The 14710-nt window shown below is 71.3% G+C and carries 13 protein-coding genes; 9 read left to right on the top strand and 4 right to left on the bottom strand.

Translation table 11 applies throughout. The features are described 5' to 3' along the window. Window positions 1-66: 66 nt before the first annotated feature. From J8N05_RS23500 to J8N05_RS23520, 5 genes are all read left to right on the top strand, one after another. Window positions 67-3513, top strand: coding sequence for a CARDB domain-containing protein (locus J8N05_RS23500; RefSeq protein ID WP_210885632.1), 3447 nt, complete (start codon window positions 67-69; stop codon window positions 3511-3513). A 338-nt stretch (window positions 3514-3851) separates the two neighbouring features. After that, complete coding sequence (locus J8N05_RS23505; RefSeq protein WP_210885634.1) at window positions 3852-5429, top strand: PP2C family protein-serine/threonine phosphatase; 1578 nt, start codon at window positions 3852-3854, stop codon at window positions 5427-5429. Further along, window positions 5426-6577 carry a cobalamin B12-binding domain-containing protein gene (locus J8N05_RS23510; protein WP_210885636.1) on the top strand — a complete coding sequence of 384 codons (1152 nt, stop codon included), beginning with the start codon at window positions 5426-5428 and terminating at the stop codon, window positions 6575-6577. Before J8N05_RS23505 ends, J8N05_RS23510 begins: the two co-directional genes overlap by 4 nt. Next, window positions 6574-7005 carry an STAS domain-containing protein gene (locus J8N05_RS23515; RefSeq protein WP_210885638.1) on the top strand — a complete coding sequence of 144 codons (432 nt, stop codon included), beginning with the start codon at window positions 6574-6576 and terminating at the stop codon, window positions 7003-7005. The genes J8N05_RS23510 and J8N05_RS23515 overlap by 4 nt, the downstream gene beginning before the upstream one ends. A gap of 55 nt (window positions 7006-7060) precedes the next feature. Next, window positions 7061-7546 (top strand): MarR family winged helix-turn-helix transcriptional regulator, encoded by a 486-nt coding sequence (locus J8N05_RS23520; protein WP_210885640.1) that lies wholly within the window; start codon window positions 7061-7063, stop codon window positions 7544-7546. Between the two features lie 93 nt (window positions 7547-7639). Here J8N05_RS23520 and J8N05_RS23525 read toward each other — a convergent pair whose 3' ends face one another. Together J8N05_RS23525 and J8N05_RS23530 are read right to left on the bottom strand one after the other, a co-directional pair. After that, on the bottom strand, window positions 7640-8305 hold the full coding sequence (locus tag J8N05_RS23525; protein WP_210885642.1) for a response regulator: 666 nt from the start codon (window positions 8303-8305) through the stop codon (window positions 7640-7642). Window positions 8306-8315: 10 nt separating this feature from the next. Next, window positions 8316-9257 carry a HAMP domain-containing sensor histidine kinase gene (locus J8N05_RS23530; RefSeq protein ID WP_210885644.1) on the bottom strand — a complete coding sequence of 314 codons (942 nt, stop codon included), beginning with the start codon at window positions 9255-9257 and terminating at the stop codon, window positions 8316-8318. Between the two features lie 305 nt (window positions 9258-9562). On the opposite strand from J8N05_RS23530, the gene J8N05_RS23535 reads away from it, so the two are divergent. The 3 genes from J8N05_RS23535 (at window position 9563) to J8N05_RS23545 (ending at window position 11192) form a co-directional block, all read left to right on the top strand. After that, window positions 9563-9895, top strand: coding sequence for a TraR/DksA family transcriptional regulator (locus J8N05_RS23535; RefSeq protein ID WP_210885646.1), 333 nt, complete (start codon window positions 9563-9565; stop codon window positions 9893-9895). 83 nt (window positions 9896-9978) lie between these two features. Beyond that, a complete protein-coding gene (locus J8N05_RS23540) occupies window positions 9979-10374 on the top strand; it encodes a TraR/DksA family transcriptional regulator (protein WP_210885648.1) in 396 nt (131 codons plus the stop codon). Beyond that, window positions 10371-11192: an acetate and sugar kinases/Hsc70/actin family protein gene (locus tag J8N05_RS23545; protein WP_210885650.1), complete on the top strand. Its 822-nt coding sequence runs from the start codon at window positions 10371-10373 to the stop codon at window positions 11190-11192. Before J8N05_RS23540 ends, J8N05_RS23545 begins: the two co-directional genes overlap by 4 nt. Here J8N05_RS23545 and J8N05_RS23550 read toward each other — a convergent pair. Together J8N05_RS23550 and J8N05_RS23555 are read right to left on the bottom strand one after the other, a co-directional pair. After that, window positions 11184-12017 (bottom strand): MHYT domain-containing protein, encoded by an 834-nt coding sequence (locus J8N05_RS23550; RefSeq protein ID WP_210885652.1) that lies wholly within the window; start codon window positions 12015-12017, stop codon window positions 11184-11186. The two genes, J8N05_RS23545 and J8N05_RS23550, sit on opposite strands and share 9 nt — an antisense overlap. Before the next feature lie 302 nt (window positions 12018-12319). Next, entirely contained in the window at window positions 12320-13573 is a 1254-nt protein-coding gene (locus J8N05_RS23555) for an MFS transporter (protein ID WP_210885654.1), read from the bottom strand. Between the two features lie 166 nt (window positions 13574-13739). On the opposite strand from J8N05_RS23555, the gene J8N05_RS23560 reads away from it, so the two are divergent. Next, the gene (locus tag J8N05_RS23560; RefSeq protein WP_210885656.1) at window positions 13740-14660 is read left to right on the top strand and encodes a LysR family transcriptional regulator; all 921 of its coding nucleotides are present in this window, start codon (window positions 13740-13742) and stop codon (window positions 14658-14660) included. Window positions 14661-14710 lie beyond the last annotated feature (50 nt).

Raw genomic sequence — 14710 nt, forward strand, 5'->3', positions numbered from 1 at the left:
CCCAGCCCGACTGCCGTGCTCCCGCTCCCCCACGGATCAAACGGAACAACGGAACAGAGGACCCCCATGAGATGGAGACCCCTCGGCCGCCGGTCACTGACCGGTGCCGTCATAGCCGCGCTCATGACGACCGGGCTGATACCGCTGGCCATGACGTCGAGCGCCCGGGCCGCCACCGCCCCCGACAGCGAGGGGGCGAAGGCGGCTGCCGCCGTCAATCTCGCGCTCGGCCGGGCGGCCACGGCGGGCGGCTCGAACGGCTCGTACACCGCCGGGAACGTCACCGACGGTTCCCAGGCCTCCTACTGGGAGGGGCCGACCGGGTCCTTCCCGCAGTGGGTCCAGGTCGACCTCGGCGCGACCCGCACCGTCGACCAGGTGGTGCTCAAGCTGCCCGCCGCCTGGGAGAGCCGTAGCCAGACGCTCTCCCTCCAGGGCAGCACCGACGGCTCCAGCTTCAGCACCCTCGCGGCCTCGACGGGCCGGGCGTTCAACCCGGCGCAGGCCAACACCGTCCCGGTCACCCTCAGTTCTCCCGCCACGACCCGCTATGTGCGCGTGAACATCACCGGGAACACCGGCTGGAACGCCGCCCAGCTCTCCGAGCTGGAGGTGATCGGCGACGACGGCGGCACCACTCCGCCTCCCACCGGCACCAACCTGGCGCGCAACAAGCCGGTCGAGGCCACCTCGTCGGTCCAGTCGTACGTGGCCGCCAACGCCACCGACGACTCCACCTCCACCTACTGGGAGGCGGCGGGCCACCCCTCCGACCTGACCGTGAAGCTCGGCGCCGACGCGGACATCACCGCCGTCGTGGTCAAGCTCAACCCGGACCAGGCGTGGGGCGCCAGGACCCAGGGCATCCAGGTGTTCGGCCGGGAGAACTCGGCGAGCGGCTTCACCTCGCTGCGCGACCGCGCCGACTACGCCTTCAGCCCCTCCCGGGACAGCAACTCGGTGACCATCCCGGTCACCGGCCGCTGGTCCGACGTCCGGCTGCGGTTCTTCTCCAACACCGGGGCGCCCGGCGGCCAGGTCGCCGAGTTCCAGATCGTCGGGACGGCCGCACCCGCGCCCGACCTGACCGTCACCGGCCTGGACTGGACCCCCGCCTCGCCCTCCGAGCGAGACGCGGTGACCGTCAACGCCACCGTCCGCAACGCGGGCACGGCGCGCTCGGCCGCCACGACCGTCGAGGCAAGCCTGGAAGGCACGGTCGCGGGCAGCGGCAACGTACCCGCGCTCGAACCGGGCGCGTCCGCCACCGTGGCCGTCGCCGCGGGCACCCGGCCGGCCGGCAGCTACGGCGTCTCCGCCGTGGTCGACCCGCGCAACACCGTCGCCGAACTCGACGACAGCAACAACAGCCGCACCGCCGCGTCCCGGCTGGTCGTCGGCCAGGCACCCGGCCCCGACCTCGAAGTCAGCGGCATCACCAGCAGCCCGGCCAACCCGGCCGTCGGCTCCTCCGTCTCCTTCACCGTGGCCGTGCACAACCGCGGCACCACCGCCGCGGCGGCCGGTTCCGTGACCCGGCTCCAGGTCGGCTCCACCACTCTGAACGGCACCACAGCCCAGGTAGCTGCGGGCGCCACGGTGAACGTGGCCATCAGCGGCACCTGGACGGCGACCGCGGGCGGGGCCACCCTCACCGCGACGGCCGACGCCACCGGAGTCGTCACCGAGACCAACGAGAACAACAACGTCCTCGCCAAGTCACTCGTCGTCGGCCGGGGCGCCGCCGTCCCCTACACCGAGCTGGAGGCGGAGGACGGCCGCTACCAGGGCACCCTCCTGACAGCCGACGCCAAGCGGACCTTCGGACACACCAACTTCGCCACCGAGTCCTCCGGCCGCAAGTCCGTCCGCCTCAACTCCACCGGCCAGTTCGTCGAGTTCACCTCGACCACGCCCTCCAACTCGATCGTGGTGCGCAACTCCGTCCCCGACGCCGCGAGCGGTGGCGGGGCCCAGGCCACGATCAGCCTGTACGCCAATGACACCTTCGTGCAGAAGCTCGACCTGTCGTCGAAGCACAGCTGGCTGTACGGGACCACGGACGACCCCGAGGGGCTGACCAACACGCCCGGCGGTGACGCACGTCGGCTCTTCGACGAGTCGCACGCGCTGCTGGCGCAGTCCTACCCCGTCGGCACCAAGTTCCGGCTGCAGCGGGACGCGGGCGACACGGCCGCGTTCTACGTCATCGACCTGGTCGACCTGGAGCAGGTCGCGCCCGCCACCACCAAGCCGGCCAACTGCACCTCGATCACCGAGTACGGGGCCGTGCCGAACGACGGGCTCGACGACACCGACGCCCTCCAGCGGGCGGTCACCGCCGACCAGAACGGCACGATCTCCTGCGTGTGGATCCCGGCCGGGCAGTGGCGCCAGGAGCAGAAGATCCTCACCGACGACCCGCTGAACCGCGGCCAGTACAACCAGGTCGGCATCCGGGACGTCACCATCAAGGGTGCGGGCATGTGGCACTCCCAGCTCTACACGCTCACGCCGCCGCACCAGGCCGGTGGTATCAACCACCCGCACGAGGGCAACTTCGGCTTCGACATCGACCACAACACCCAGATCTCCGACATCGCCATCTTCGGCTCGGGCACCATCCGGGGCGGCGACGGCAACGCCGAGGGCGGTGTGGGCCTCAACGGCCGTTTCGGCAAGGGCACGAAGATCACCAACGTGTGGATCGAGCACGCCAACGTCGGTGTGTGGGCCGGCCGCGACTACTCCAACATCCCCGAGCTGTGGGGCCCCGGCGACGGGCTGGAGTTCTCCGGCGTCCGCATCCGCAACACCTACGCCGACGGCATCAACTTCGCCAACGGCACCCGTAACTCGACCGTGTACAACTCGTCCTTCCGCAACACCGGTGACGACGCGCTCGCCGTGTGGTCCAGCAAGTACGTGAAGGACACCTCGGTCGACATCGGCCACGACAACCACTTCCGCAACAACACGATCCAGCTGCCGTGGCGGGCCAACGGCATCGCGGTGTACGGCGGTTACGGCAACACCATCGAGAACAACGTCATCGCCGACACGATGAACTACCCCGGCATCATGCTCGCCACCGACCACGACCCGCTCCCCTTCACCGGGCAGACCCTCATCGCGGGCAACGCCCTGCACCGCACGGGCGGCGCGTTCTGGAACGAGGACCAGGAGTTCGGCGCCATCACCTTGTTCGCGCAGGGGCAGGACATCCCCGGCGTCACGATCCGTGACACCGAGATCTACGACTCGACGTACGACGGCATCCAGTTCAAGACGGGTGGCGGCTCGATGCCGGGTGTGAAGATCACCGACGTGAAGATCGACGGGTCGAGGAACGGCTCCGGCATCCTCGCGATGAGCGGGGCCCGGGGCAGCGCCGCCCTGACGAACGTCACGATCACCGACTCGGCCGAAGGGAGCGTACTCATCGAGCCGGGCTCGCAGTTCACCATCACCGGCGCGCCCGTCGGGGCGTCCGCCGCCCGCCTCAACCGCTGAACCGACGCACGGCCGAACGGCTGAATCGCTGACTCGCCGAATCACCGAACAGCTGAACGGTCGGCCTGGACAAAACGGTCTCCGGCTCCTGCTCACAGGGGCCGGGGACCCGTTCCGTGCGGCCCGGCGGACACCAGGGGTGGTTGCCAGGAGCGACGACATGGGAGATCGTTGCCATGAGGCAATGTTTTCCACGAGTTGTGAGGTGAGGGATTCGCCCAGCGGGTCCTCTATTTTTGGTCTCCACCCAAGCGCAAACCGGTGTCGGTGCGCAGCAGGCGTCCCCCTGGGGTGACGCCCCGTATCCCGTTCTGGTCGCTGACGACCAGGGCACGGTCGTGCTGCACAATGATGCCGCGGACGTTCTGCTGCCCGGGATCCGGCCCGGTACACCCCTCGCGGACGCGGTGCCGGCCTGGCTGTCGGCGGCGCACGACGCGTTGCGGGCCCCCGGGCGGACACCTCGGCGCGCACCCGATTCTCCCACCGGCCAGGAGGCCGACGCACCCGTGACGGGTGCGATCGGGGAGCGCACCTTCGAAGCCCATCCCAGCCTGCGCGACGACGGCACGGTGGCCTGGTGGCTGGTCGACGACACCGATCACCTGCTCGCGCAGAAGGCCCTGCGCATGGAGCGCAAGCGGACCGCGTTCCTGGCCGAGGCGTCCAGCACGCTGCTCTCCTCCCTCAACCTGGGACGCTGCATGGATGTCACCGCACAGCTCGCCGCGGAGCATCTCGCCGACGCGGCCCTGGTGATCGCGCCCACCCACGGGCGACGGCTGCCGGTGGTGACCTGTCTGCGCGGCGGCACCCCCGTGCTGGCCCACGAATCGGTGGACCCCGACGAGGTGCCGGGGCTCGGCGAGGCGCTGCGCGGATTCCCGCCGGTGCCCTCGCGGTGGATCGATCCGTCCACCGCGCCGGTCTGGATGGTGCCCGAGGGCTTCGGCACGGTCGGCTCGATAGTGATCACCCCGCTGCCCGGCCACGGCGTCCCGGCCGGTGCCCTCGTCCTGCTGCGCCGTTCCGGCGGCGTGGCGTTCACCGAGAGCGAGGAGGTCTTCGCCCGGCTGTTCGCCGCGCGTGCCGGGGCCGCGATGTCGGCCGCCCGCCTGTACGCGGAGCAGACCTCGATCACCGAGGTGCTGATGCGCGAGCTGCTGCCGCCCTCGCTGCACCAGATCTCGGGCGTGGACTACGCCGGCGGCTACCGGCCGTCCGCGGACCACGAGCGGGTCGGCGGCGACTTCTACGACGTCCACCCGGCCGCCGTCGAGGGCGAGGCGTCGCTGGTCGCGCTCGGGGACGTGTGCGGCAAGGGCCTGGAAGCGGCCGTCCTGACCGGGAAGATCCGCAACACCCTGCACGCGCTGCTCCCCCTGGCCGACGACCACCAGCGCATGATCAGTCTGCTGAACACCGCGCTGCTCAACTCCCACCACGCCCGGTTCGTGACCCTGGTCCTGGCCTCCGCCGTACGCGAGGGCAACGCGGTGAATCTGCGGCTGACCAGCGCCGGACACCTGACCCCGCTGATCGTGCGGGCGGACGGCACGGTCGAGGAGGCGGAGACCCGCGGCACCCTGGTCGGCGCCATGCCGGAGGCACCGGCCCACACCACCGCCCTCACCCTCGCGCCCGGGGAATCCTGCGTGCTCTACACCGACGGGATCACGGAGGCGGAGGGCGGGCCGATGGGCGGCGTCCAGTTCGGCGAGGAGCGGCTCAAGCGCGTCCTGTCGGAGTGCGTGGGCATGCCGTCCGAGAGCATCGTGGAACGCGTCCAGATGCTCGCCTCCCAGTGGGTCGGCAAGGGACGGCACGACGACATGGCCGTCGTCGTGATCTCCGCACCCCGCACGCACCACCTCAGTGCGGTGAACGGCCACACCCGGGGCAGGTTCACCGCATGAGCACCCGTACACCGCACCGGCCTCCCGGCACCGGAACCGCCGCCCGAACCGTCGGCGCGACGGTCGGCGAACCCGGCTTCGAGCAGCTTGCCGACTTCGAGCAGCTGGCCGACGAGCTGTGGGACGCCGTCTCCGCGGCCGACGAGCACACGGCCGTCGAGGTGGTGGTGGGCGCGCTGGAGCGCGGCGCCGACCCGGAGAGCGTGCTGCTGGACGTCATCGCCCGCGTACAGGCCAAGGTGGGCGAGGAGTGGGCCGCCAACCGCATCAACGTGGCCCAGGAACACGCGGCGACCGCCATCAACGAACGGGCCGTCGCCGCGCTCTCCCTGCACCCCGCCGCGCGCCCCACCCCCACCCGCGGCAGGATCACGGTGGCCTGCGTCGACGGCGAGTGGCACGCGCTGCCCGCCCGGCTGCTCGCCGAGGTGCTGATCCTGCGCGGCTGGCAGGTGGACTACCTGGGCGCCCAGGTGCCCTCCCCGCACCTCATCGCGCACCTGCACCGCACCGACTCCGACGCGGTCGCCCTCTCCAGCTCGATCGCCACCCGGCTGCCCGCCGCGCACGCCGCGATCACCGCCTGCCAGGCCGTCGGCGTCCCCGTACTCGTCGGAGGCGCCGCCTTCGGACCGGACGGCCGTTACGCCTTCCTGCTGGACGCCGACGCATGGGCGCCCGACGCCCGCGCCGCGGCCGACCGGCTCGCGCTGGGACCGCTGCCCCGTCCGCGGACCGACCACCAGCAGCTGGACGACCTGCCCCACCTGGCCGACCAGGAATACACCCTGATCACCCGCAACAGCACCGCGCTGGTGCGCGCGGTCTTCACGGCCCTCCAGGACGCGTTCCCCGCCATGCGCACGTACAGCGAGGTGCAGCTTGAGCGCACGGCCGAGGATCTCGCGCACATCGTGGAGTTCCTCGCCACAGCCCTGTACCTCGGCGACGAGGACCTCTTCGCCGGGTTCCTCACCTGGACCGCGCAGATCCTCACCGCCCGCGGTGTGCCGGCGAGCAGCCTGCCGCCGACCCTGGACGCCCTGGCCCGTGAGCTGAAGGACTTCCCGCGGGCCACCCGTATCCTCGAACGCGGCGCCGAGGCGCTCACCCCCGTCGACCACAGCACCGCCGAGAGCCGCTCATGACCATGCTGCCCCCCGCCCATCTGCGTCTCACCACGGTCGACACCGACGACACGGTCCGGATCGAACTGCACGGGGAGCTCGACTACGAGACGGCCGACAGCCTCCTGACCGAGGTCACGGCCGTGCTGACCGCGCGTCCGCGTCTGCACGATCTGCACCTGCACTGTGCCGGGCTCGACAACATCGACTCCATGGGCCTGTCCATCCTGCTGATGATCCGCCGCCGCGTCGATCAGGCCGGTGTACGGCTCCATCTGGACGACCGTCCGACGACGTTGGAGCGGTTGCTGATCATCACCGGTAGCCTGGAGTACCTCACGACGTCCCCCACCGACACGGCGAACCCCTCCCTCGGAACGGGAGAGGACCCCCGTACGAGCGGGGAAGCGATGACGGCCCGCCCCACCGGACCGGACAGCACCACCTGATGTCCTTCCCCGCCGGCCGTCCGCGGCGCGGAAGCCGCACACCGACGGGGAGCCCATGCCGGCACCAGAGTTCGCCTCGCTCAGATCGTCGCGCGAGACCGCCCGGTCCGCCGGGGGCGTCACCGAGCTGCTCGATCTGATGTGGGAGAGGACCAGACACGCCGCTGCCGCGGCTGCGGCCTCCCCTTCCCAACTGCGCCTGATGTACCTCGTCGAGAGCGAGGAGGGGGTACGGATGCGGGTCGTGTGCGAACGGCTCGCCGCCACGCCCCCTTCGGTCAGCCGGCTCTGCGACCGTCTGCAGGCCCTCGGTTTCCTGGAGCGGCTGCCGTGTCCCGCCAGCGGACGCGAGGTCACCCTCCGGCTGACGGCTGCGGGCAGAACCCATCTGCGGCACATCCGTGAACAGCGCGAGACCGTGCTCCGGCAGGCCATGGACGCCATGTCCGACGCCGAACGGCACGCGCTGGCCGAGGGGTTGGCCGCACTGCACGCCCAACTCGTCGCGGCCGACGGCGGAGGCGGCGTCACCGCCGCTTGAGCGCCCGCGTTCGGGGGCGCGGGGAACCGCGCGATCGGAGACCCGCACCACAACGGCGCCGCGCTCAGGAACTCGCTCTGCGGGGGCGGGGGTTCAGGCTTCGATGAGGCCGACGCGGATGGCATAGCGGGTGAGTTCCAGGCGGTCGCGCAGGCCGAGCTTGTGCAGCACGTTCGCCCGGTGCCGGTGCACGGTCTTGATGCTGATGAACAGCATTTCGGCGATCTCCTTCGAGGAGTGGCCCTCGGCCACGAGTTTGAGGACCTCCTCCTCGCGAGCGCTCAGCACCTGGCCGGGCGGCTCCTCGCCGTGGTGGACCCGGTCGAGGTAGTTGCGGATCAGCGCGGTGACCGCTCCCGGGTAGAGGAAGGGTTCGTCGCGCATGGCGGCCCGGCAGGCGGCCACCAGGTCGCGGTCGGCCACGGACTTCAGCACATATCCGCTGGCGCCCGCCTTCAGCGCCTGGAAGAAGTACTGCTCGTTGTCGTGCATCGTCAGCATCAGCACCCGCACGCCGGGCTTGAGCGCGGCGAGTTCGCGGGCGGCGTGCAGGCCCGTCATCCGGGGCATGGCGATGTCGAGTACGGCCAGGTCGACCTCATGGGTGCGGGCCAGTTCGACGGCCTCCGCGCCGTCCCCGGCCTCGGCGACGACCTGGAGGTCCGGTTCCCCGTCGAGGATGAGCCGCACTCCGCGACGTACCAGCGCGTGGTCGTCGGCGAGGAGGATACGGATCAGTGATGTGTCGGGCGTGGTCATGGCTGCTTTCCTAGAGGACGGGCACGGTCAGCCGGACCTGCGTACCGGCGTCCGGCTCGGAGGTGACGTCCAGCGTGGCCCCGATCAGCAGGGCCCGCTCGCGCATTCCGCGGATGCCCGCCCCTTCGCGGGCCACGCCGGAGCCGCGGCCGTCGTCGCTGACGTCCAGCACCACGTGCCCGCCGACGCGGTGCAGACTCACCTCGACCCGGCCGGCCTCGGCATGGCGGGCCGTGTTGGTCAGGGCCTCCTGGGCGACGCGGTACAGGACCAGTTCCGTCTGCGGGTCCAGCGCGGGCAGGCCGGGGTCGAAGCGCCGCACGACGCGCAGACCGGCGTGGGTGGTGAACTCGGTGGTCAGTGAGGTCATCGCGCTGATGAGGCCCAGGTCCTCCAGTACGCCCGGCCGCAGTCGGCGTACCACACGGCGCACCTCGTCCAGGCTTCCCCGGGTGATCTCCTGCACCTGCCGCAGTTCACCGCGCAGGGGTTCGTCGGCGTCGTCCGCCGCGCGCTTGAGGACCAGCAGGATCGCGGTCATGCTCTGGCCCACCTCGTCGTGCAGTTCCTGGGCGATACGGCGGCGCTCCGCCTCCTGCCCGACCAGGACGCGGGCGCTGCTGGTGGCCCGTTCGTGTTCGAGTCGCTCGACCATCGCGTTGAAGGTACGGATCAGTTCGGCGGTCTCGCCGTGGCCCTGCTCCGGCAGCCGCTGCCCGGGGCGCAGCAGGTCGACGGTGGTCATCAGCCGGGTGAGCCGACCCAGCGGGGCAAGGCCGATCCGCAGCAGGGCCGCGTTGGCGACCAGCATGACTGCCAGGCCGGAGACGAGGATGATCGCCTCGGTCAGCACCACCGGCACGGAGACGGTCACCGGAGCCAGCAGCAGCAGCGCGGTGGCGATGCCGAGCACCACCGCGTTGAGCGCGAAGATCCGCCAGAACAGGGACAACGGAATGACGCCTTTCTTCGTGTGCCGACCTTGTTCGGTCTTCTTCGTGTGCCGGCCTTCGTCGGGCTTCTTCGTGTGCCGGTCTTCGTCGTGTGTCGATCTTCAGCCCAAGCCTGCCTGCTCCCGGTTCCACCGTCGATGGGCATCAATGCCCATTTTGCGGATGCCGACTGCCCACTGCCCGATGGGCCCCGGGACCCGGCCGCGGATGGGTATCGCGCCCGATGGGATTCGTACGGCGCACCGGCCAGGGTGGAAAGGGACCAACCCTCCGGAACCCGGACCGACGGCGAGAAGGACCCACCATGTCACTGGACACCCCCCTGCCCGGAACCCGACTTGAGCGACTGTCGGCGCACGAAGCCCTCCAGCGCCTCGAACACGAACGCAACTCCCGCCTCACGCAACTGCTGGCCCTCGACGAGGCGGGGGCGGACGAGGAGACGGAGGAACACGTGGTGTCCGCGCAGAAGGACACGATCCGGCGGGTCCTCGCCGAGGTCGAGGACGCCTTCGCCCGCGTCCGGAACGGCAGGTACGGCGACTGCCTCGACTGCGCGAAGCCCATTCCGGTCGAGCGCCTGGAGATCCTGCCGTACACGCGGTTCTGCGTCCCCTGCCGACGCGGGACCGTCTGACGACAGTCCGTCCGCCCTCCGACATCCGCCCTGCGGCATCCGCCCTGCCCTGGGCTCCGATACCCGCCCGCCCTGGGGGTGACATGGTGACCGACCGAATCATCGACGACCGCGGCACGACCCTGTCGGCCGACGACCTCGCCGCGCTGCGCGAGAACCTGCACGAGCAGCGTCTGTTCCGCCAGGAGCAGCTGAAGCAACTACGACAACAGGCGCAGGAGCTCCCGGCGTCCGACACGCACCGCGCCGACGCGCCGAGCGACCGCCGGGCCGGCCCTCAGGCCGAGGTCCGGGGCAAGCTCGCCGCCTCCGCCCGTACGGTCCTCGCCGACATCGAGGCCGCGCTCGCGCGCATGGACCAGGGCTGCTACGGCTCTTGCCGGCTGTGTCAGGAGCCGATCGACCGCGCACGTCTGGCGGTCGTACCGCAGGGCCGCTACTGCACCCGGTGCCAGCAGGTCAGGGAGGCCGGCCGATGACCGCCTCGGGAGACCTCGGTCGCCTCGCGGGCCGGCATCGCTCCTGGCCCTGGTGCCGGCACTGCACCGGCATCGCCCTCGACCTGGGCAGCGCCCGTACCCGTGCCTGGACGTCCGGGCGACGGACGATCCTCGACGTGCCCACGGTGACCGTCCCGGGAAGCGGCGCCACGTACCCCGTTCAGCGCGGCACCATCGTCGACACCCCCGGCGCCTCCCGGATGCTGGACCGGCTGCTCGGCCACCGGCTGCCCCGGTTCGGCCGCCCGCTGCTCATTCTCACGACGCCCGTGCTGGGCGGGGTCGCCTACCGGGCGCAGGCGCGGACCGCCGTCGAGGTCCTGCGCCCGCGTACGGTGCTGACGGTCCCCACCGCACGCGCCGTGGCCATGGCCGTGGACGCAGACCTGACCCGCCCGTTGCTCGTCGTGGACATCGGGGCCCATCTCACCGAGGTCACGCTGCTCGCGGACGGCGCGGTCGTGGACGCCCGCCACACCGCGCTGGGCACCGGCGACCTGGACGGGAACACCCCGCCCTCGCTGATAGCCGACGCGATCGTCGCCATGGTGACCACCATGCTGGAACAGGACCGCACCCCCGAGACGCTCGACGCCCTCCAGCGGGGTGTGCTCCTCGCCGGGGGAGGCGCCCTGCGCCCCGACATCACCTACCGCCTCAGCGGCCGGCTCCACGCTCCCGCGCGGCCCGTGCCGGCCCCGCACACCGCGGCGGTCCGCGGCGCCGCGCAACTGCTGCGGACCGCCCACGCGCACCCGTCGCTGCCGGTCGTGGAGATCGGCGCAGGGTCAGAGTGAGGGCCAGGACGCGGTGGGCCGCGTGTCCGCGACGGACGCGGCCTCCGGCTCCTGCCCCTGACCCTGGATGTTCTGTACGGGGTCGTTGCCGACCAGCATGTCGGGGTCGAACATGACGATCACGGCCGCGAGGACCAGTACGACGATCGGTCCACCCACCATGGGAATCAGGGAGAAGAGCAGATCCATCGAGGACTGGCCCTGGACCCTGGAGCCCGCGTCGACGTGCACGCTCATGGCGGCCATGCCGGTGTAGTGCATGCCCGTGACGGCGACGCCCATGATGACGCTCGCGGCCGCGGCGGACGCCAGGGTGTGCAGGGACACGGCAGCCCAGAGTGCGGCGGTGGCCGCCGTGACGGCGATCAGGACCGACAGGCCGACCGTCACGGGGTCGAAGCTCATGTGCCCGGCGAACTTCATGCCGTACATGCCGATGTAGTGCATCGCCGCCACACCCGCGCCGGTGACCACACCGGCCACTCCCAGGGTGAGGGGCGAGGTGCCGCGGTACCCCACGATGAACACGCCGAGCAGGACCACGGCCACCGCGACGCCCAGGCTGAGGAACGTGAGGGCCATGTCGTACCGGATCGAGGCACCGTCGATGGTGAACCCGATCATGGCGATGAAGTGCATCGTCCAGATGCCCGATCCGATGCAGATCGCGCCCAGTGTGAGCCACGGGCCCCTGCGGCCCTGTGCGCCCATGCGTACCGACCGTGTCGTGCAGCGCAGACCGAGCGCCGCGCCGGCGCAGGCCATCAGGAACGCGACGACCGGAGTGATCATTCCGTAGTTGAACTGGCTGACTGTGCTGTTCACCGAACGCCTTTCGGACCGCGGGACCCGTACGGGGTCCGCGTTGCAGGAACCTTTCCGCAGAACCGTCCGGGCGGGCAGACGAGCCGAGTTCACCGACCTGTGTGTCTGACGCGCTCCGGAACCGACCCTGGGGGCGGACGGCAGCCCAGCACATGACGTTCCGTCATGCCATGGCCTCGGGGGGTGAGCGGGAGGCCAATGCTAGGTATGTGCTCCCCGCTTGTCACTCTGAGACCTGTGACGCAATCAAATTGAGACTTGTACAGGCATATTCCTCCTGCATGCCATCACGCACATTGCCCCTATATCTCCCCCTTGGTCCCGGCCAACCGCTCTTCGGTCCCCGGGTGCCGGTCGACGCGGCGCGGGAGCAGCAGCGGGGTGGCCAGGAGGACGACTCCGGCGACCGCGATCGCGGCGCGGAGGCCGATGAGGGCCGCCAGCGGTCCCCAGGCGGCGGTCATGGCCGCGATGGCGGCGCTGCTGCTGACCGACCAGGCGGTCAGGGTGCGGGCGACCCGGCCGGGGTCGGTGTGGTCGAGCCGGTAGGTGGCCAGCACCGGGTTGAACACACCGCAGCAGGTCACCAGGCCGAGTTGGACGACGATGATGAGGACGATCCCGGGGACGCCGGGCTGGACGAACGCCAGGCCGAGGGGCCAGCACGCCCGCAGCGCACCGGCGGTGCGGAGCACCCGGTGCCGACCGAAGCGCGCCACGAGCCGGTGCGCGAGGCGTGCGCCGACCAGGCCGCCGACGCAGGGGACCGCGAACACCAGGCCGTACTGCCAGGGTGCGAATCCGAGGTCGTCCAGCAGGAGTACGGCGAGCAGGGGCTCGGAGGCCATGATCAGACCGTTGACCACGATGGCGTTGAGGAGCAGCGGGCGCAGCACCGGGTGGGCGAGGATGTGGCGCCAGCCTTCGAGCAGATCGCGGGCCCGCAGCCGGGGCGCGGCGGTTCGCGCGGGAACGGGCTCGCCGCCGCCGATGGCGCGGATGCCCAGGGCCGAGAGCAGATAGCTGACCGCGTTGGCCACCAGGGTCGTCACCGGGCCGAACACGCCGATCGCGTAGCCGCCGAGGGGCGGTCCGACCATGGTCGAGGTCCAGGTCGTGGACTCGAACCGGCTGTTCGCGACCAGCAGGTCCGCCGCCGGCAGGAGCCCTTTCAGATACGCGCCGCTCGCCGCCCTGAACGCGATGTCGGCCGTCGCGACCACGACGGAGACGAGGAGGAGCTGGGCGAAGCCGAGCCGGCCGAGCGCGAACGCGGCGGGGACGCTGATCAGCGCCGCGAACCGCGTCAGGTCCATCGCGATCATGACCGGCCGTTTGCGGCGGAACTCCACCCACGGTCCGAGCGGCACCGCCATCACGGCCCCCACGGCACGCCCCACGGCGGCCAGCGCCGCCACCTCGGCCGGCCCGGAGTGCAGCACCAGGACCGCGATGAGGGGAAAGGCACCGAACCCGATCCAGGTGCCGTACGAGCTGACGGCGAAGGCCGCCCACAACCAGTTGAAACTCCGTCCCAGCGTCCGCCCGCCCGCCATCCCCGATGCACCCCTCGCCGATCCGAACGTCCGCACACTGACCGTCGGCATCAAAGCGAGTAGCAGGTCACGAGATCAAACAACCGAGGCACCGGGGCCGCACAACCGATCGTTGTGACGGTCGCCGGGCGTCGGTGACCGCCGCCGTGCCGATAGGGTCGTCGCCGTGGATCTCGATGCCGTGCGTACCTTCGTGGCCGCCGCGGACATGGGGCGGTTCCAGGACGCCGCCGACGAGTTGGCGATCACCCAGCAGGCCGTCTCCAAGCGCGTCGCCGCGCTGGAGAAGGCCCTCGGGGTGCGGTTGTTCGCCCGAACCGCGCGCGGAGCGAAGCTCACCGTCGACGGCCAGGCGTTCCTGCCCCACGCCCGCGATCTGCTGCGGGCCGAGGAGCGGGCGATCGACTCCGTGCGGCCCGGCCGCCGCGCGCTGCGCGTCGATGTGATCGGCCGTCGGCTGGCGCCCGCCGACCTGGTGCGCGACTTCCATCGTGCGCACCCCGGGATCGAGCTGGACGTGGTGACCCTCTTCGACGCCGACGCGGCGGTCGACGCGATCGGGTCCGGCACGGTCGACGCGTCCTTCCGCGCCGTCACCAGAAGCCAGCTTCCGGTCGGCATCGGGGCCGCCCGAGCCTTCGACGAGCCCATCCAGCTCCTCGTGGGGCCGGGCCACCCGCTCGCGGACGCCGCCGCGGTCACGCCCGCCGAGCTGGTGGGCCATCGGATCTGGATGCCCGGCATCGTTCCCGGCACCGAGTGGGCCGCCTACTACGGCGATCTCGCCGCCGCGTTCGGTCTCACCATCGAGGTCACCGGCCCCGACTTCGGGGTGAAGCCCCTGCTGGACACGCTGGCCGACTCCCCGTCACTGGCCACCTTCGTCGGTGAGCTGACCGGTTTCGGCTGGCCCGCCGACCAGGGGCTGCGGCGCATCGCGGTGAAGGATCCGGCTCCGGTCTATCCGCACTCCCTGCTGTGGCATCGCGACAACGCCCACCCGGCGCTCACCGCGCTCCGCGACCACCACTGCTCCGGGTCGCACGCACGCTCCGGCGCGGGGACCTGGACACCGGCGTGGGCGTAGCGGTCCGGCCCGCCGGGGCCGCCACCGTGCGTCGTCGGGCGGCCTGCCTA

Origin of the sequence: Streptomyces liliiviolaceus (assembly GCF_018070025.1) — a bacterium.
In the GTDB taxonomy this organism is placed as follows: Bacteria; Actinomycetota; Actinomycetes; order Streptomycetales; family Streptomycetaceae; genus Streptomyces; species Streptomyces liliiviolaceus.